The following is an 18128-nucleotide window of genomic DNA, read 5'->3' as shown; positions in this document are numbered from 1 at the left end:
AGCGTATGGCGGGAACAGGGATAAAAAGCAGCCTGCCCTTTTGCTCAAAAAATTAATACCAATCAATTATGTCACAACCAGTCTTATTTTTAAGAAACGCCAATATCTACCAGGAAAAAAACCTTGTACTTTCCAATGTCAATGTGGAAGTGAATTCCGGAGAATTTATCTACCTGATTGGAAAAACAGGTTCCGGGAAGAGTAGCTTCATGAAAACGCTTTATGCTGATTTACCGCTTACGGAAGGCGAAGGGAGTATCGTTGATTTTGACCTGGCATCGCTTAAAGAAAAAAATATCCCGTACCTAAGACGTAAAATTGGCATTGTATTCCAGGATTTCAAGCTGCTTCCGGATCGTACGATTACGGCCAATCTGGAATTTGTACTGAAAGCTACCGGATGGACTGACAAACAGGAAATTCAGCTTAAAATAGATGAAGTACTGGATAAGGTGGCTATGAAATCCAAGGCCCTGAAAATGCCACACCAGCTTTCGGGTGGTGAGCAGCAACGTATCGCCATAGCCCGCGCTTTGCTGAATGATCCAGAATTGATATTGGCCGATGAGCCGACAGGAAACCTGGATCCACAAACGAGTGCTGAGGTATTGCAATTGCTTCGGGAAATTAACCAAAATGGCAAAACCATCATCATGGCAACCCATGATTATGCCCTACTGATGAAATTTCCATCAAAAACGCTAAAATGTGATGACAGTATGATCTTTGAAGTGGTACAGCGCACTACATAACGATTGCGCTTTTGACCTTAAACGATGCTCCTGCTTATGCTCTCTATCTTAATTCCGACTTATAATTACAATGCCAGTCCCCTGATAGACTCTTTGTTGCAACAAGGAAAATTATTGGATCATGAGTTTGAGATCATTTGTTGTGATGACTGCTCTACTGACGAGGCTATACTTGCCGAAAACGCAGCCATTGCCTCAAAAGCATGTTGCACCTACTTCCGGAATTCAAAAAATGAAGGACGCACCAAAACCCGGACACTCCTTGCCGAAAAAGCCCAATATGATTGGCTGTTATTCCTGGATGCAGATGTATTGCCTGTGACTGAGGATTTTTTGCTGACGTACAGTAAAGCCTTACATCCCGATACTGAAGTCGTACTTGGAGGATGCCAGTATAGTGCGAAACATAAGGATCCCGAAACGGCATTGCGATGGAAATTTGGCATGCAACGCGAATCACAGGAGGCTACAGTACGCAATAAAAATCCGTATTCCCATATCCTGTCCGGAAATATCCTGCTCCGGAAAAACGTTTTCCAGGCTGTTGTGTTTCCAACGACAAAATTTTATGGGATGGATATCTACTTTGCCTACCAACTCTATCTGCAGAAAGTAAACGTCTTTCATATCAATAATCCGGTATACCATTTGGGATTGGAACCCAATGCTGATTTTTTCCAGAAATCACTGGATGCCGTACGAACCCGAAAAGAAGTATTATATGGTTTACCGAATATTGAACAAGTAAATCCAATGTTAAAGCATTATAAAACCCTCTGCAACTATGGCCTGCGCCCATTTGTAAGTTTTGGTTTTACCGTGGTATCGGGTTTTCTCAAAAAAAGAATACTGAGAGCCAATCCTAATTTATTCTATTTTGACCTGTATCGATTGGGCTATCTCTGCTCTCTTAAATAGTGGTAGAAATGAGTGAATGCAGTACTGTATTCCATTCCTCCATAATCACACTTGCTTCATATTTTTTTACGGCCTGTTGTGCGTTTGCCCCCAATTTATTTCTCAATTCCGCCTCTTTCAGCAAGGTATCCAGTGCATTAGCATAGTCCAGGATAGCCTCATCGGCAATCAAAAATCCGGTATGCTCATTTTCAATTATAGCTGCTGGTCCGCACGGGCAGTCATACGCTATTGTTGGTAAACCGGATCGCATCGCTTCCAGGAGTACCATTGGAAATCCTTCAAAACGTGAGGTCATCGCATAGACTGCGGCACGATCATATTCCGCTTCGATATCGCGCACGGGGGCTAAAAAAGATACCGAATTTAGGATGCCGAATTCCGTTGCCAATTGGTTCAAATCGTAATAGCCTTCGGTACTTCCATAGATCACTAATTTCCAGTCAGGATTTGCCTGGGCTACCTTTTGCCAGATCGCCAACAACCGGTCGATACCTTTTTCGTAGGAGTTTCGGGAAACAGCAATGACAGTTTGGGTTCGGGTTACGGTACTTTTTTCACCGGGCAGCACTATTGGATTGGGAATAACCTTTGCCTTTGCAAAAATCCCCCATTCTTCCTGGTTGGCTTTTGATAAAAAAACGACAAGGTCATAGCGCTTCACGCCTATCTTTTTGAAGCGGGTCACCCCTTGTGTTCCAATGCGGCCCATTGGTTTTTCGGTGTTGTATAAAGAACCGTGACTTTCAAAAATCAACCGGGCTTTTGTCTTTAGCGTATACGGAATCAGAAACGCTTTATAGCCATTATCAGTAACGATAACCAAATCGGGTTGTACGGCATCAACAGTCTGCTGCAGTTGCTGCTGGTAAGACCGAAAATAAGCAAGTCCTTTGCCTTTCAGTATATTATCATGTAACCTGATCTTAGGGTGGAAAGAAAAAAAAAGATCTTCGTTGCCTTTATTCTGTGTCAGGATATGGATTTCATGCCCCCATTTCCGGATCAGGTAATCGGTTTTAATGGAAAGGACTTTAGCCACTCCACCCTGATTATTAATTCTGGGAGTTATATATAGAATCCGCATCGGTTATAAATTAATCTTCATGAGTTCGAGCCATTGGTTGCCTATTGTCTCAATTGAAAATGGCATAACACTGGGCAACGCATTATTTTTACATCTTTCATATAAAGCACTATCGGTCGCCATGCGGTTCATGGCTTCTGCAAGTTTCGGCACATCCTGGTTTTCTACCAAAAGCCCGTTTTCTCCGGATACAATCATTTCGCGTGGCCCGGAATCACAGTCAAAAGCCACTACCGGAGTTCCCGATGCCAGCGATTCTAAAATGACCATTGGCAATCCCTCATTCCGGCTACTGAGTACCGTAAACAGGGCATTTTTCATGTAAGCAAACGGATTGTCCTGATAACCTGCAAAATGCACTTTTTCAGCGACATTCAAACTGGCAGCCAATTCTTCCAGTTTGAGTTGCAACGTACCTTCACCTACGATGACTAGATGAATTTGTTTTTGTGCCAATACCGAACTCGCATAAGCGGTAATCAGCTTATCAAATTGCTTAATCGGATTTGAAAATTGCCCAACAGCAACAATATAGCGGAATCCCAAATCCAATGGTTCAGCAGCACTTTGCTGTATCGCAGCTATATCAACCGGGTTGTAAATCGTCCTGGTATTTCGCAACTGATGTTGTTGGATAATACGTTTTGTAGCCTGTTCCGTAATAGCCACATTTGCATAGACTGATCCATACATCAACCGGGTTAAAGGCGTAAAATCCGGCATATAGTGGTTGATCAAATAACTGTGGACTGTGAATATGGTTTTGGTATTGTAAATGATCCGCGAGAGCAGCAATTCCTGAATGGGCTTGCTCCGAAACCGAAAATCAATTATGAAATCAAAATTATGAGCTCTCAAATGACGCTGGATGGCCTTCAAACGGATCCATTTATTATAGATTCCATTGGTTTTATTTTTTAGTAACCCGAGATTTAATAATTTTCCGGCATACGGAAAAGTAACCTCATCCAAAACAATAATAGTATGGACATCCAGTCCTTTTTCGGCAAAGAAAAGCGATAAATTTGCCATGACCCGGTCGCCTCCACCTCCGCTCAACCGATAACCAATCAGGGCAATTTTATAGTTCTGCTTTTGGTTTGTCATCTGTAATGGTTATTTTCGTACCAAATATAGAAATTTCTGCCTCAATTATGACTGATAATCCTTTAGTAACTATTATTTGTGTATGCTATAATCAGGAATTATATGTGGCAGCCGCTTTAGACTCGGTAATCGCTCAGCACTATAGTGCAATCGAGCTAATCATCATTGACGACTGCAGCACAGACGGCTCAGTTGCTGTAATCCGGGAATGGCGCACCAACCACCCGTCGGTACGCCTGATTGTAAACGAACAGAATCTGGGCACTACCAAAACCTTTAATAAAGCGGCACAATATGCGGAGGGAGACTATCTTGTAGACTTGGCAGCAGATGACCTCTTATTACCGGACAGTGTAGCCTTACAAGTCCAGAGATTTCACGAAAGCCCTTATTCTGAAAATTTAGCTATTGTGTATGGAAATGCGGAAAACATCACAGAAAACGGCTCGTTTATATCGTATTTTTTTCCGGTAGATGCCAATGGAAAAACCATTGAAAAACGGCCTGTTGGTGATATTTATATTTCCGTATTATCAGGTGGAAATGTACTCTGCTCTGTTGCTGCCATGATCAAAAAAGCTCTTTTTGATAAACTCGGAGGCTATGATGAAAGCTTGTCTTATGAAGACCTTGATTTCTGGATTCGAAGTGCCAGGAACTATTGGTTTGATTATGTCGATACTGTATTAGTACAAAAAAGGCGCGTACAGTATTCTTTGGGTACTACTTTTCATCAAAAGAGAACCGCTTATTCCCGAAAAATAAACCATTCTACTTACCGTATCCTTACAAAAGCCTATTCGCTGAATACAAAAAAATCCGAAAATAAAGCCCTGCGAAAAAGAATCCATCATGAAATTGGATTGAACTTTAAAAACCGGAATTATTCCCTTGTTTTGCGCTATATCTTCCTGGATTTTAAAACACTGCTCCATTCCTGAATTAAGAGCGCTTACGGATCTTATCCCGGATTTTTTCCAGGTAGCTTTTTAAGTCAATTTTTCGATTCAGTTGGCGTGAGGAAAATAAAGTCGCAATGATAAAGAGCCCACCCAGCGGAAAATAAGCATAAGGATAGTCCATGTAAAAAACAACTGCTGTCGCCAAACTACCTAAAAAAACAGTCCCCCCAATTATCCTTAAGGTTTCAGTACGGAAACTAAAATTGTAGTTACGGTTTACAATATAATAGATGTAAAACCCGTAGAGTGCAAAGTGAATCACACTGGCAATACCGATCCCGATTAATCCGTAATAATGGTATAAACCAATTGTAAGCGCAATATTGAGCAGATCGCTAATGATTTCCTGCACAAAGTAGAGCATATTATTGCCTTTGGATAAAATAATAAATCCCAACGGCCAGATGACCCCTTTAATGATGACCGCAAATAAAGCTGCACGAAGTATGAGTAGTACTCCCAAGAAATCTTTTGTATACAGCAATTCGATGATCAGTGGCGATAAAAAATAGAAGAACAAAATTGCGGGTGTGATCAGCAGTAATGCAATTTCAATCTGATCGTTTACTAATGTACGTACCTTGCCGTTGTCTTTCGCTATTGCAGTAAGCCTCGGATAAAAATCAGTTCCCATGGCATTGAATATCATACCAACATAGGATACGAGAATCACTGTACTGACTTCATACAATCCCAGTATCTCACTGGTAGAGCCGCTTCCGTTGAGGTACCATTTGATACAATACACACAAAGCTGCCCAAAGATGACATTGAGTGATAATAAAAAACCGATTTTTAATAGTGGTTTCCCTTTCGCTATGGTTTCAGCCAGTGTAATACTTACTTTTTCAGGAATAAGATTCCGGGTAAAATACCAATTGACCAATAGGTTGATGCTACTTGCCAGAAACAAAGCGGGTACTATGCCTTCCATCCTGAAAAAATAATAAATCGGTACAGTGACAACTGCCACCAGAAAGGAAGAGATCACATTGGACACCGCAAATAATTTTAGCATGCGCAATCCCTGCAATATGGCAGCATGGCTGGAAGCCACCGCACTAAAAATAAAATTAAAGGCCAACATAACAAACCAGATGGTATAATCAGCAGACCCAAAAGTCAGGCGGCTCAGTAGTGGTGAAAATAGCAGCGTAACTAAAAATCCGGTGATCCCCACCATTACAGACCATCGTTTTAAAATAATCAGCCGACTCGAAAACCGAATGGGATCTTCTTCCGTTGAGGCCATAGCCACTTCACGAACCCCACTAATATTCAGGCCTAAACCAGTTACAGAACCTATTATCGCTAAGGTATTATTCAAAAGTCCCAAAATACCAATTCCTGCCGGCCCGAGGAAAACCGCAACAAATTTGGATCCGATCACACCAATCATTATTTTAAATACCTGTGTAAAAGCGAAAATCCCAGTGGCTTTGAGTATCGTTTTATGAGAAGTTTCTGTACTTTCGTTCCGCATATCAGTTTATATTACACCCTATTGCGCGGTATTGCTGCTTAAATTCATGCATCCATAACCGCCAGTGTTCGGGCTGTGTTTCCGGTAGTGCATTTTCAAACAATAATGTAGTGATAGATTCGGATGGAAAATCATTGGGATAGCCTTCCATCGCTTGTAGATTTCCTGCGAGCCAGGCTTCATTCAGGCATTTGTTGAAATGAAACATATCCAAATGAGCAGCTGTACTTTTAGGATTATTTGTCGCTGAAGAAGTAAATCCTGTTTGCAGCACCTCTTCATTGGTATGTCCGAAATGCACATCATCCTGATGCTTATAAAGATACGAAACGGCATTTTGCAATTGGTTCCCTTCATCTACGGTAACGCTATGATCTTCCCACAATGCACAAAAATAATCTTTTTGAAATACTGCTCCTGCTACTGTATAAATCGAATAATACCGTAAAGCTTTTTCCAGCGTATACAGCTTAAATAACGCCAATACTTTCCTGATTTTATACCGGTTGACTCTAAAAATAAGACGGTATAAAATTGGCTTTTTAGTAAATAACGCTGGTCTGTATTGTATATAGGAGTCAGTTTTCTGTAGGGGTTTTCCATGAATCAGCATAGGATTTCCCAACCAAAACAACTTCAGGCAGATCATTTTTTCCCTTCGCATTGCCGTTTCAAGTTCGTCCAGATTTGTTGCCGCAGTAAACCAGAAATCATCTTCCAGCATCAGGAAATAATCCGATGCATCTTTGGCCGCACTTACCCACAACTCAACAGGAATTTCTTTGATGACTGTACTACTGGTAGTGGTAATCTGTTGCGCTTTTTGGGAGGCAAGTGCTGATCTGCTAATGAGCACTTCAGGATGTTGCTCCACTATTTTATCCAAATATTTTTGAGGTGTTCCATCATCCAGTATTTTAATCGTATAAACCGCCCCGGTACAATGCATCTTAATACTTTGAATGCACCGATCAAGATAATAGGGCCGATTGAAAGACTTGATGATTATATCCATTGATTCAGTGCTTTTATAACCGATTCCACTTCCTTATCTGTCATCACAGGACTAATTGGGATACTCAATACTTCTTCATGAATGCGTTCTGTAACCGGAAAAGAAAGTCCGTTCATTGCTGGTAATGCTTGTTGCTTATGGGGGGCCACAGGATAATGAATCAACGTTTGTATGCCGTTGTTTGCTAAATAATGTTGCAGTGCCTCCCTGTTCGCTGTCCGGATCACAAATACATAAAAGACATGATTTCTGCTGCCATCATACTGTGGCATTATAATTTTTTGATTGGTAATGTTATCCAAATACTGTGCGGCTATTTTTCTACGGATGACATTATCAGCGTCCAAATCCGGAAGTTTGACATTCAGGAAAGCGGCCTGAATTTCGTCCAGGCGGCTGTTATATCCGATATGATTATTTTGGTATTTCTGTTCTGATCCATAATTCCGCAGGGAAGCAATCATCGTCGCAAGCGCTTTATCATTCGTGGTCACTCCTCCCGCATCTCCCAAAGCCCCCAGATTTTTACCCGGGTAAAAACTAAAAGCAGCAGCATGGCCAAGATTTCCGGCTTTCATTCCCTCGGCATTCATTGCTCCGTGTGCCTGCGCCGCATCTTCAATCACCAGCAATCCTTCTTTTGACGCATACTCCATGATCTCCTCCATTGGTGCCAATTGCCCATACAAATGAACCGCTAAAATTGCCTTAGTCTTTGAAGTCCTGCTTTTTTGTATGCTGTTTAAGTCCAGGTTATAGGAATTCAGATCCGGTTCTGCCAGTTCAGGTACCAATCCGGCATGAAGGATCGCCAGGACACTTGCAATAAAGGTGTTGGCCGGAACCAATACAGCATCCCCTTCCTGTAATTTCCCAAGTTCAATATAGGCTTTGAAAATCAGTGTTAAGGCATCCAGTCCATTGCCTACGCCTACGCAATATTCCGTACCGCAATAGGCGGCAAATGATTTTTCAAATTGCTGTACCTCATCTCCTAATATGTACCATCCTTTATCCAGGAACTGTACCATCTTATCCTGAAAAGCGATATGGTATCTTTGGTTTATTTTTTTCAGGTCGAGAAATGGTATCATAATGCTATTGAGTCAAGTTTATCATAATGAGCGGTAGCCACTTCATAAAAATCATGAACAATGGTTCGGGCGCCAAAACTTTCTTTCCAAAACAACAGGCCCGAATTTAGCTTTCGTCCCTGTGCTTCATTCGAGATGCCAAAATCAAAATATTTCTTGTCCTTAAATACCGCTGTCAAAAGATGGTGGTACAAGAAATCGACACTGCCTAACTCATTTTTCTGGCCGTTTCCGGAAATATATTGTGCATGAAAAACATGATTACTTTCAAAAATAGTGGTTCCTGCTACGATTCTCCCTTGATGCACTACATCAAACTGGCGGATCTGTTTTGGGAACCGTGTTTTTAAAAGTTGTATTTCTTCGAGGCTATGCACCGGTTGTGTTTTATGTTTATCCCAAAGATTTGGGATCAGTATTTCGTTCCAAAATGGTTTGAGGTCATCGGTCTCCCGAATTTCAAGCCCTTGCCTGATTCCTTTTTTTACACCTTCCATCCTTCCGGAGGTAATCCCTATGGGATGTTGCAAGTCGATTACCGATAATGTATCACGACGCATCAGGCGACCTTCCGCCAAAAACAATATATAATTAATTTCATCCGAAGGAAGATCATGGTAAATTTCGGGTACTACTTTAAGTACTACTGTCTCTTTTTGAAGTTGGTACAGATGAAACAGCAACTCCCGAAAAATAGCAATAGCCTCCATCAATTTCGTTGCAGCACCCAAAACCAGCCCGCCGTAGGTTAGTCCTTGGTGTGATATAACGATGCTTCCGGACGTATTGGCCGGTAAAACAGCAATGAGATCATCGCCTTTATACACCATCAATGAAAAATCGGAAAACCGATCGGCATGATAGTCCATAAAATCACGATGAAACAGGAAAGTTGCATTCTTTGCGGTTGCGATAAAAGCGTTCCACTTTTGATAATCCGCCTGCTGGTAGTTCCGAATACTATAATTGCCCACTTCAAAAATTTAAACTTCGGAAAATTACTAATTTTTCAGTTAACTTCCTTCCTTAGCTAAGGCTTATATTTACGGTAGGGTCACAACAGAAATTAAATAAGACACAGCACATTAACGTATTCTCTGATAAATATTTACTATTTTTAAGCACAATTTTTTTAAACAGCAGTTAATGAAACAAAAATTACTTCGCTTTCATTTTATTGTTTTACTCTTTTTTTCCTGTGCTGCGATCGCTCAGGATGTTTCGCTGTTACAGCAATTCAACGGCAGGTATGATTTTACCTTTATCGGAAATACGCTCAACTTGCAGGAAAATGGCTTGGGTTTTCCGTGTAATATACTGACCAGCTCTACAGCAACCTTACAACTCAATAGTGACGATGAAATAGAAAAAGCCTATTTATACTGGGCAGGATCCGGTACCGGAGATTTGAATGTAAAACTGAACAATCACGAAATCAATGCCGAAAGGACCTTTAGTACTTTCAACACTAACTTATATTATTTTAGTGCTTTTGCTGAAGTTACTTCCTTAGTACAGAATACCGGAAATGGGGATTATACCCTTTCCGATCTGGACCTTACCGCAGTTATCGCCAATAACCCTGCCTACTGTGCAAATGGCACTAACTTTGGCGGCTGGGCCATTCTTATCATTTATAAAAACGAGTCGCTTCCCCTCAATCAACTGAATGTATATGATGGGCTCCAACATGTACCTAATGAACTTAATATTACCCTGACAAGCCTGAATGTAATTGATAATGAAAATGCCAAGATAGGCTTCATTGCCTGGGAAGGGGATCGGAATATTGCGGTGAATGAAACGCTAAAGATTAATGGCATCGTAATCAGTAATCCGCCACTTAACCCGGCCAACAATGCCTTTAATGGCACCAATAGTGTTACCGGAATGTCCAACCTTTACAATATGGACCTGGACATCTACAATATCCAGAATACGATTCAGGTTGGCGACCAGACCGCCCACATCCAACTCACCTCCGGGCAGGATTTTGTAATGATCAATACCGTCATCACCAAGCTCAACAGCCAGCTTCCTGACGCGACTGTAACGATCAACGAAGTAGCAACCACCTGTGATTCCAAAACTATCGAAGTAGACTATACCATCAACAATACCGAAGCGACACAGTTATTGCCTGCACTTACACCCATAAGCATCTACATCAATGCAAACTTTGCTGCCCTCAACTATACCAATGCTGATATTCCGGTGGGTGGAAGTGAAACACATCATATTGTATTGGTACTGGACGATACTATTACGTCTGATTTTGATATTATGGGAGACTGGTCGAAATTTTGTGTAAACAGTTCTTAGTGTTTAATATTACACCTTTCTCCAAATATGACCAAGAACTGATTCATGATTAATCCCCAGCTTGGTATTGCATTTATCCAGCTTTTTTCACAATTTTGTATTGCTAAATAGACTGATTTCTTGACGCTTTTTTCATCTGGGAACTGCACTTTTGTTTTGGTATATTTTCTAATTCCCCTGTTTAAGTTTTCTATTGTATTTGTGGTGTACATTATTTTCCTGATTTCAGCAGGATAGGCCAAAAAAGGCATGAGATTTTCCCAATTCTTTTCCCAGGAGCAAACGGCATATTTATATTTTGCTTCCCAGTTTTTTTTAAATTCAGCCAGAGCTAAAACGGCTTCTTCCTGATTTATTGCAGTATATACTTCTTTCATTGCACTGCAAAATGCTTTTCTATCCTTAACTACTACAAACTTAAGGCTATTCCTTATTTGATGAACAATGCAAAGCTGGGATTCTGTATTTGGAAAAACACCTCTGATAGCTTTTGTAAATCCGGTAAGGTTATCTGTACAGGCAATGAGAATATCCTTTACTCCACGAGATTTTATGTCAGAGAGTACAGTCATCCAAAATGAAGCCGACTCTTCTTTATTTAGCCACATTCCTAATACTTCTTTCTTACCATCTGTTTTTAGTCCGATTACAATGTAAATTGCATGGTTTTCATATTTCCCATCTGTTCTTACTTTCATATGCACAGCATCCATCCAAACAATCAGATACTGTGGTTCTAAAGCCCTTTTAGTCCATAAATCAACATCAGCCAGTATTCTATCAGAGATGGTCGAAATCGTGGACTCACTTACTGATATCCCATAAACTTCTTTAACTTGTTCTACAATATCACTACGGGTCATTCCACGACTGTACATTCCTAAAATAGCATCTTCAATCTTTTCACTCATCGATTGGCCTTTTCCGATGACCTGAGGCTCGAATTCACCATTTCTATCCCGGGGAATAGCCAGGACCATATTGCCCAAAGTCTCTGATTTTATATTCTTTGAGAAAGAACCATTACGGCTATTGCCTGTATTGTATCCGTCAATATTATGCTTCTCATATCCCAGATGAGCATCCAATTCTCCCTGGAGTAGCTGTTCAATGCCTTGTTTATACAGGTCTTGAAAAAAAGTATGGAAGTCTTCTTTGTTTTTAAATTGCTTTGCAAAATCTTTGGGTAATTTACCATCTTCGATCATAATCCGCTCTTTTTAAATTATTTAAATGTAGTTCTTTTAAATTCTATACTTAATGATCTGTTGTTTTTTGGCTAAGCCTTAAAATCTCAAATCAAATTAAAATCAATTTCTACGTTTACACAATCTAACGACTACTCCCTATTATGGTAATTGTTGATCAGGATGAAAATGGAAATGGTACCGTAGTAGAAATTAACGAGGATAATAATGTGGCTATCGCACCGGGAAGCCTCAAATTTGCTCCTGGTTTTACGACCCTTCCCAACCTGCGCAGCTGTAATTTGGGATTTAAATCAGGTATTTTCGATTTCTCTGGATACGAAGATTTGGTAAAAACAGCGGCAAACCAGCAGGTATTCTTTTATGAATCCCATGAAAATGCGGAAACGGATTATAATCCCATCACTGAAACCCATCAATACCATGCTGTGGCAACCCCAAAAGAAATCTTTGTACGGGTTGAAAATGAAGACTGTTTCAGCATTACCTCTTTTCTCCTTGACACTAAAAATTGCCCACCTACTGTATACAATGCTGTATCACCAAACGGGGATGGGCTGAATGATACGTTCTTCATCGATGGGCTTCGGGATATTTTTCTGAATTTCGAACTTTTCGTCTACAATCGCTGGGGGATTCTGGTTTGGCAAGGCAACAACAATACGCCCGACTGGGATGGAGTTACCACCAAAGGTATTGTGATCAAAGGAAATGACGTTCCGGCAGGCACTTATTTTTATGTCCTTGAGCTCAATGATCCGGATTATTCCAATGGCATGTCGGGATACTTGTATTTGTCGAAATAGCTAGTTTTTTTCCAACGGTGGCAAAAAGAGCTTGTAGCGTACTACGGTCAGCCGCACTACAATAATCAACCCCGAAGTAATGATATAAATCCAATCTTTGGGTATCCCCGTTTCGCGAAGCAGGAAAAAGACAATCCCGCCCGCAATACAGATCGTAGCATAAATTTCTTTTCGGAAAATCACCGGGATTTCGTTGCACAGAATATCCCGGACCACGCCCCCAAAACAAGCAGTCATTGTTCCCAAAGCGATACATATAATAGGATGTAAGTGCGTTTCAATTCCTTTTTCAAGTCCAATCAATGTAAATACACCTAAACCAATGGTATCAAATAAAAACAAAGAGCGCCGGAACCGATCCAGTTTTTTACGAAAAACAACTGCCAAAAGAAAACCGAAACAAATCAGGTATACATAAATCAGGTTCTGCATCCACCCTACCGGCGTTCTGCCAATAAGGACATCCCGAAGTGTTCCGCCACCTACTGACGTTACAAAAGCAATGATAAAAACACCAAAGGGATCCATCTTTTTGCTCATTGCAGTCAGGGCACCGGAAATAGCGAACGCAATGGTTCCTAAAATCTCTATAATATAAAACATAACAGTTGGAATAAATCAATAACTAAATCCTGATAACGGATTTTACATGTATTGGGTGTAAAAATTATAATCTTTCAGGACAATCCGAATAAAATCCGTTTGATTTCCCTCATGGTTTGTAATGCCCGTAACCGATTCGATCTTATCACATAATTTGTTCAGTATCTCATAGTCATTGTTCCGGGAAGCGACCTGGAATGTTTCTTTAATAATCCGGGCATCATTATCACTAAGTTTGATCACTGCCGAATAACGCGGTACATACTGATCACCAATATCTTCCAGAATGGTATGACTGATATTGATCGTATTCTTTAATGCGATGACCGCTGTTCCGGCTGCCATATCACCGAAACGCTGTGTTTTTTTACTCACAGAAAGAGTAATCAACCCTATGATACTGACATCGATAATTTTAAAAATCCATCGAATCAGGTAATCACCAAAGGAAGCCTGGTAGCCTTCTATTTTGACCACTTTGAGTTGTAAGAGGCGTTTTCCAAAAGTCTGACCTTCCATCATGCTCTCCTGAATCAGGGAATAAAAAATCACCGGGGAGTAAAATATAATCATAATAGCCGTTTGTGACCAGTAATCCATACGATTTACGAAAATTTCAACCCTAAAAATGCCAAATACAATCCATACAATAAAGAATAGGTATGCAAACTTAATCACGAAATCAATACACGATGCTCCCAGCCTTTGCCCCACTGTGGCTGACTGAAAATTAATATTCACATTTTGTGTAGTAGTTATCGATAATTCTGACATATTTTTATATTTTAGCTCTTTATGAGAGAAGTAGCATTTATTAAACAAAATAAAGAAAAATGGCTGAGGTTCGAACAGGCTATTTTCGGTAAATCTATAAAAAATCCTGATGAAATGGCCAGTTTATATATACAATTGGTCAACGATTTATCGTATGCACAAACTTTCTATCCCAAAAGCAAGACTGTTGTTTATTTAAATCATTTAGCGTCACAAATTTATCAACGAATTTATAAAACCAAAAGGGAAGAAACCAACAGGATCGTTTATTTTTTTAAAACGGAGGTTCCTTTATTGGTGTATGAGCACAGGCGTTACCTGCTCTATTCTTTCATCCTCTTTTTTGTGACCGTTGGGATTGGGGTGCTTTCCGCCCATTATGATAATGATTTCATCCGACTGATCTTAGGCGATTCCTACGTTAACATGACCCTTCAGAATATCAAAGAAGGGAATCCGGTGGCGGTATATAAAAGCGGCAGTAACTGGGGCAGTTTCATCGGTATCACCATGAATAACCTGTATGTAGGTGCCAAATGTTTCATTTATGGTATAACCGCTGGTATAGGTACTTTCTATGCCATGTTCTCCAATGGTATTATGCTGGGAGCCTTTCAGTATATGTTTTATAAAGAAAATGTGTTTTGGGAAAGTGTGCGCGGGATCTGGATTCATGGTGCTATGGAAATTTTTGCGATTGTCATTGAAGGAGCTGCTGGTTTTATACTCGGGGCAAGCATACTCTTTCCAAGAACCTACTCCCGCATCAATTCCTTTAAAAATGGATTTAAAACCGGGATAAAAATATTCCTGAGTACAATCCCTTTTACCATTGCTGCAGGATTCCTGGAAGGTTTTATCACACGTTATTCCGTAAACATGCCGCATTTTTTAAGCATTTTCATCATACTAGTGACGCTTTGCCTCATTTCTTATTACTACCTCGTTTACCCCGCAATCGTTTATAAAAAAAGCATCCCAAAAATTGATTAAATACTGCTACATACTATTCTTTTTTATTGTTTCCAGTGCTCTGGCACAGGATACTTTAATTCCAGCCCGGACAGAAGATCTCGCTCCAGTTAAAAAAAGCATCCTGATTGATACTTCCGCTGTTGAAGTCCGCCATTTCAAAACCGATTTTCAATCGCACTACACTAGTTCCGATTATCAATACGAACCCAAATCCCATGAGCTTACTGCGTGGCAACGCTTTTTAAAATGGCTGGCCAACATATTCTCCGGAATGTTCCGTAGTGATGGCAGTAAAGTTTCCATGACTGCCATAGAAAAAATATTCAAAGTCATTGTAGTGATCATTATTGTTGTGGTAATTTTCCTGATCGTTAAGAGCCTGATGAATAAAGAAGGAAGCTGGATTTTTGGAAAATCATCCGATAAAAAATTCATCAACCTTAGTGAGATTGAGAAAAACCTGCACCTGGTTGACTTTGCAAAACTAATCCAGGACAGCACACTTGCCGGAGAACACCGATTGAGCATCCGCTATTATTATTTATGGCTGCTCAAAAAAATGGCTGCTGCTGAACTGATTGAATGGGATCCGGAAAAAACAAATTCTGATTACTTCTACGAAATTAAAAATGAAGAGTTCCGTAAAGAGTTTGGCTACCTTTCCTATCTGTACAACCACATTTGGTATGGCGCCTTTGAAATTGATGAAGCCGCTTTTGAAAAAGCAAAAAAAGCATTTGAGAAAACAATTCACCTGATCCGATAATGAATAGAAACCTGAAATTTTATATCGCCATTATCGTCGTGCTTATTGTTATAATCATTACTATTGATTCCAGTAAGCCAAAACCCGTCAACTGGGAACCTACCTATTCTATTAAGGACAAAATACCTTTTGGATTGTACATCCTTAATGAGGAAATCCCAATGATGTTTCAGGACCAGAAGATCTTTCGGCTGAACACTACTCCTTATGAATATTTTGTAGACCAATATGATTATGATACAGAGCGTTATTTGACAGACGGCACATTCATGATGATTTCCGATGAATATACAATTGATACCGAATCTACCAATGAAATATTATATTTTGTAGAACATGGGAATACGGCTTTTATCAGTTCCAATTCTTTCCCGGAAACGCTTTTGGATTCCTTGGGTTTTAACTATAATGGATCTTATGCAGTCAAAGACACTTTGCCCAGCTGGGTCGTAAATCCCAAATTAGGAAATGCCCCCTATAACCTGATTTCCAATTCGGGCACCAATTATTTTTCTAAAATCGATACGCTAAAAACGATCGTATTGGGCTATCAGAAAACACATAATAAAAAATTAGTCAACTTTATCAAAATCCCTTATGGTAAAGGGGTATTTTACCTGCATACCCAGCCTGTTGCTTTCACCAATTTCCAATTACTGAAAAACGACAATTACCAATATGCCGAAAAAGTACTTTCTTATATTCCGAAAGGCACAATTCACTGGGCATTAAAAAATCAATATGGTGAAGACATTTCAGATTCTCCTTTGCGTTTTATTTTTAGTCAGCCCCCATTAAAATGGCCCTGGTATCTGTTTATCATCGGAATGTTGCTTTTCATGATCTTTAATGCCAAAAGAAGGCAACGGATCATTCCTGAAATAAAACCCCTGGAAAATACTACGGTTGATTTTGTGAAAACCATTGGAAATTTATACTTTCAGGAAGGAGATTATGATACTATTATTGAGAAGAAAATCATTTACCTCTTGGCCCGTATCCGACAGGAATACCTGATGGACACCAACGTGCTTGATGCCGAATTCATCAAAAAATTACAGCATAAATCCGGTAAAAACCCAGAAGATATAAAACAGTTGTTTTACCTGATTACAAATCACCGGAAGAAACACTATCAGTCGGTAGAGCATGACCTGATCGAACTGAACAAAGCCATCGAAAAATTTACAGCATAACTTATACACGCATTAAATCCGATATACAATGGAAGAAAATACAAATCCTATCGACCTCAATAAAGAAGACATCCAGAATGACAATGTCAATTTCAATTCGCGTTTGGATTTATCCCAACTGCAAAAAAGTGTAGAAGCAATCAAATCGGAGCTGTCTACTGTTATTGTAGGCCAGCATAAAATGATTGACCAGTTATTGGTTGCCGTGTTGTCCAATGGCCATGTTTTATTGGAAGGTGTGCCTGGAGTCGCAAAAACGATCACCGCCAAATTACTGGCAAAAACACTGAGCATTGGCTTCAGCCGGATCCAGTTCACTCCGGATTTGATGCCTTCAGATATCCTTGGGACATCGGTTTTTGATTTAAAAAAATCAGAATTTGAGTTTAAAAAAGGGCCTGTATTTTCGAACCTGATTTTAATTGACGAGATCAATCGTGCCCCGGCAAAAACGCAGGCTGCTTTATTTGAGGTCATGGAAGAGCGCCAAATTACAATTGATGGAAAAACCTATATCTTAGATACTCCATTTTTAGTGCTGGCCACCCAAAATCCAATTGAGCAGGAAGGAACCTATCGTCTTCCCGAAGCACAATTGGACCGTTTCCTGTTCAAAATAAGCATTGACTATCCGAAACTGGAAGAAGAAATCATCATCATCCAGCGGGAGCATCAGCTTCAAAACCAGGGCAAACTGGACAAAATCCAAACCCTCCTGACAGCTGAGGACATCCGAAAGTATCAGGACCTTGTAAAACAGATTGTAGTAGAACCAGAACTGATTGCTTATATTGCTAAGATTGTAGTAAACACAAGGGAAAATTCATTCTTATATTTAGGGGCATCACCAAGGGCTTCGATAGCGATCCTAAATGCAGCCAAAGGATATGCAGCCATACGCGGACGCGATTTTGTGACTCCCGAAGACATTAAAGACTCTGCTATCCCGGTTTTACAGCACAGGGTAATTGTAACACCCGAACGCGAAATGGAAGGTATCAGCAGTACCGAAATTATTAAGCAAATCATCGAGACGGTAGAAATTCCACGCTAATCAAAA

The 18128-nt window shown here is 40.1% G+C and carries 18 protein-coding genes; 9 read left to right on the top strand and 9 right to left on the bottom strand.

The annotated features are described in order from the left end of the window. The first annotated feature begins 68 nt into the window (after positions 1-68). Positions 69-752: a cell division ATP-binding protein FtsE gene (locus FK004_RS10905; protein WP_108737288.1), complete on the top strand. Its 684-nt coding sequence runs from the start codon at positions 69-71 to the stop codon at positions 750-752. Between the two features lie 36 nt (positions 753-788). Beyond that, positions 789-1670 carry a glycosyltransferase family 2 protein gene (locus FK004_RS10900; RefSeq protein WP_157956077.1) on the top strand — a complete coding sequence of 294 codons (882 nt, stop codon included), beginning with the start codon at positions 789-791 and terminating at the stop codon, positions 1668-1670. Here FK004_RS10900 and FK004_RS10895 read toward each other — a convergent pair. Further along, the gene (locus FK004_RS10895) at positions 1663-2757 is read right to left on the bottom strand and encodes a glycosyltransferase family 4 protein (protein ID WP_108737286.1); all 1095 of its coding nucleotides are present in this window, start codon (positions 2755-2757) and stop codon (positions 1663-1665) included. The genes FK004_RS10900 and FK004_RS10895 overlap by 8 nt on opposite strands. Positions 2758-2760: 3 nt before the next feature. Further along, positions 2761-3864, bottom strand: coding sequence for a glycosyltransferase (locus FK004_RS10890; protein ID WP_108737285.1), 1104 nt, complete (start codon positions 3862-3864; stop codon positions 2761-2763). A 47-nt stretch (positions 3865-3911) separates the two neighbouring features. Here FK004_RS10890 and FK004_RS10885 point away from each other — a divergent pair, with 47 nt between their 5' ends. Beyond that, complete coding sequence (locus FK004_RS10885; RefSeq protein WP_108737284.1) at positions 3912-4805, top strand: glycosyltransferase; 894 nt, start codon at positions 3912-3914, stop codon at positions 4803-4805. 1 nt (position 4806) lies between these two features. On the opposite strand, the gene FK004_RS10880 is transcribed toward FK004_RS10885, so the two are convergent. Genes FK004_RS10880 through FK004_RS10865 form a run of 4 tightly spaced genes read right to left on the bottom strand, consistent with a single transcriptional unit; the run spans position 4807 to position 9392 of the window. Further along, complete coding sequence (locus FK004_RS10880) at positions 4807-6309, bottom strand: oligosaccharide flippase family protein (protein WP_108737283.1); 1503 nt, start codon at positions 6307-6309, stop codon at positions 4807-4809. Between the two features lies 1 nt (position 6310). Next, positions 6311-7324 (bottom strand): glycosyltransferase family protein, encoded by a 1014-nt coding sequence (locus tag FK004_RS10875; RefSeq protein WP_157956076.1) that lies wholly within the window; start codon positions 7322-7324, stop codon positions 6311-6313. Next, the gene (locus FK004_RS10870) at positions 7315-8418 is read right to left on the bottom strand and encodes a DegT/DnrJ/EryC1/StrS family aminotransferase (RefSeq protein WP_108737281.1); all 1104 of its coding nucleotides are present in this window, start codon (positions 8416-8418) and stop codon (positions 7315-7317) included. The genes FK004_RS10875 and FK004_RS10870 overlap by 10 nt, the downstream gene beginning before the upstream one ends. Continuing rightward, the gene (locus FK004_RS10865) at positions 8415-9392 is read right to left on the bottom strand and encodes a GNAT family N-acetyltransferase (RefSeq protein ID WP_108737280.1); all 978 of its coding nucleotides are present in this window, start codon (positions 9390-9392) and stop codon (positions 8415-8417) included. Before FK004_RS10865 ends, FK004_RS10870 begins: the two co-directional genes overlap by 4 nt. A 172-nt stretch (positions 9393-9564) precedes the next feature. Here FK004_RS10865 and FK004_RS10860 point away from each other — a divergent pair, with 172 nt between their 5' ends. Next, positions 9565-10740: a hypothetical protein gene (locus tag FK004_RS10860; RefSeq protein WP_108737279.1), complete on the top strand. Its 1176-nt coding sequence runs from the start codon at positions 9565-9567 to the stop codon at positions 10738-10740. Here FK004_RS10860 and FK004_RS10855 read toward each other — a convergent pair. Continuing rightward, complete coding sequence (locus FK004_RS10855; protein ID WP_108735429.1) at positions 10737-11948, bottom strand: IS256 family transposase; 1212 nt, start codon at positions 11946-11948, stop codon at positions 10737-10739. The genes FK004_RS10860 and FK004_RS10855 overlap by 4 nt on opposite strands. Before the next feature lie 143 nt (positions 11949-12091). Here FK004_RS10855 and FK004_RS10850 point away from each other — a divergent pair, with 143 nt between their 5' ends. Beyond that, on the top strand, positions 12092-12754 hold the full coding sequence (locus tag FK004_RS10850; protein ID WP_108737278.1) for a T9SS type B sorting domain-containing protein: 663 nt from the start codon (positions 12092-12094) through the stop codon (positions 12752-12754). On the opposite strand, the gene FK004_RS10845 is transcribed toward FK004_RS10850, so the two are convergent. Together FK004_RS10845 and FK004_RS10840 are read right to left on the bottom strand one after the other, a co-directional pair. Further along, positions 12755-13357 carry a trimeric intracellular cation channel family protein gene (locus FK004_RS10845; RefSeq protein WP_108737277.1) on the bottom strand — a complete coding sequence of 201 codons (603 nt, stop codon included), beginning with the start codon at positions 13355-13357 and terminating at the stop codon, positions 12755-12757. Between the two features lie 42 nt (positions 13358-13399). Further along, entirely contained in the window at positions 13400-14131 is a 732-nt protein-coding gene (locus tag FK004_RS10840) for an RDD family protein (RefSeq protein WP_108737276.1), read from the bottom strand. Between the two features lie 21 nt (positions 14132-14152). On the opposite strand from FK004_RS10840, the gene FK004_RS10835 reads away from it, so the two are divergent. Genes FK004_RS10835 through FK004_RS10820 form a run of 4 tightly spaced genes read left to right on the top strand, consistent with a single transcriptional unit; the run spans position 14153 to position 18122 of the window. Beyond that, a complete protein-coding gene (locus tag FK004_RS10835) occupies positions 14153-15124 on the top strand; it encodes a stage II sporulation protein M (RefSeq protein ID WP_108737275.1) in 972 nt (323 codons plus the stop codon). Then, complete coding sequence (locus FK004_RS10830; RefSeq protein ID WP_108737274.1) at positions 15117-15872, top strand: DUF4129 domain-containing protein; 756 nt, start codon at positions 15117-15119, stop codon at positions 15870-15872. The genes FK004_RS10835 and FK004_RS10830 overlap by 8 nt, the downstream gene beginning before the upstream one ends. Further along, entirely contained in the window at positions 15872-17068 is a 1197-nt protein-coding gene (locus FK004_RS10825) for a DUF4350 domain-containing protein (RefSeq protein WP_108737273.1), read from the top strand. The genes FK004_RS10830 and FK004_RS10825 overlap by 1 nt, the downstream gene beginning before the upstream one ends. 28 nt (positions 17069-17096) lie before the next feature. Next, positions 17097-18122 (top strand): AAA family ATPase, encoded by a 1026-nt coding sequence (locus tag FK004_RS10820; RefSeq protein WP_108737272.1) that lies wholly within the window; start codon positions 17097-17099, stop codon positions 18120-18122. The last annotated feature ends 6 nt before the right edge of the window (positions 18123-18128 follow it).

Origin of the sequence: Flavobacterium kingsejongi (assembly GCF_003076475.1) — a bacterium.
GTDB lineage: Bacteria > Bacteroidota > Bacteroidia > Flavobacteriales > Flavobacteriaceae > Flavobacterium > Flavobacterium kingsejongi.
This window is presented reverse-complemented; position numbering and strand designations above follow the sequence as displayed.

Bases quoted from the DNA above. Each gene is read 5' to 3' on its own strand.
- FK004_RS10825 (WP_108737273.1), top strand. From the start codon at position 15,872: ATGAATAGAAACCTGAAATTTTATATCGCCATTATCGTCGTGCTTATT.
- FK004_RS10845 (WP_108737277.1), bottom strand. From the start codon at position 13,357: ATGTTTTATATTATAGAGATTTTAGGAACCATTGCGTTCGCTATTTCC.
- FK004_RS10860 (WP_108737279.1), top strand. From the start codon at position 9,565: ATGAAACAAAAATTACTTCGCTTTCATTTTATTGTTTTACTCTTTTTT.
- FK004_RS10835 (WP_108737275.1), top strand. From the start codon at position 14,153: ATGAGAGAAGTAGCATTTATTAAACAAAATAAAGAAAAATGGCTGAGG.
- FK004_RS10900 (WP_157956077.1), top strand. From the start codon at position 789: ATGCTCTCTATCTTAATTCCGACTTATAATTACAATGCCAGTCCCCTG.
- FK004_RS10870 (WP_108737281.1), bottom strand. From the start codon at position 8,418: ATGATACCATTTCTCGACCTGAAAAAAATAAACCAAAGATACCATATC.
- FK004_RS10880 (WP_108737283.1), bottom strand. From the start codon at position 6,309: ATGCGGAACGAAAGTACAGAAACTTCTCATAAAACGATACTCAAAGCC.
- FK004_RS10855 (WP_108735429.1), bottom strand. From the start codon at position 11,948: ATGATCGAAGATGGTAAATTACCCAAAGATTTTGCAAAGCAATTTAAA.
- FK004_RS10840 (WP_108737276.1), bottom strand. From the start codon at position 14,131: ATGTCAGAATTATCGATAACTACTACACAAAATGTGAATATTAATTTT.
- FK004_RS10820 (WP_108737272.1), top strand. From the start codon at position 17,097: ATGGAAGAAAATACAAATCCTATCGACCTCAATAAAGAAGACATCCAG.
- FK004_RS10895 (WP_108737286.1), bottom strand. From the start codon at position 2,757: ATGCGGATTCTATATATAACTCCCAGAATTAATAATCAGGGTGGAGTG.
- FK004_RS10890 (WP_108737285.1), bottom strand. From the start codon at position 3,864: ATGACAAACCAAAAGCAGAACTATAAAATTGCCCTGATTGGTTATCGG.
- FK004_RS10850 (WP_108737278.1), top strand. From the start codon at position 12,092: ATGGTAATTGTTGATCAGGATGAAAATGGAAATGGTACCGTAGTAGAA.
- FK004_RS10875 (WP_157956076.1), bottom strand. From the start codon at position 7,324: ATGGATATAATCATCAAGTCTTTCAATCGGCCCTATTATCTTGATCGG.
- FK004_RS10885 (WP_108737284.1), top strand. From the start codon at position 3,912: ATGACTGATAATCCTTTAGTAACTATTATTTGTGTATGCTATAATCAG.
- FK004_RS10905 (WP_108737288.1), top strand. From the start codon at position 69: ATGTCACAACCAGTCTTATTTTTAAGAAACGCCAATATCTACCAGGAA.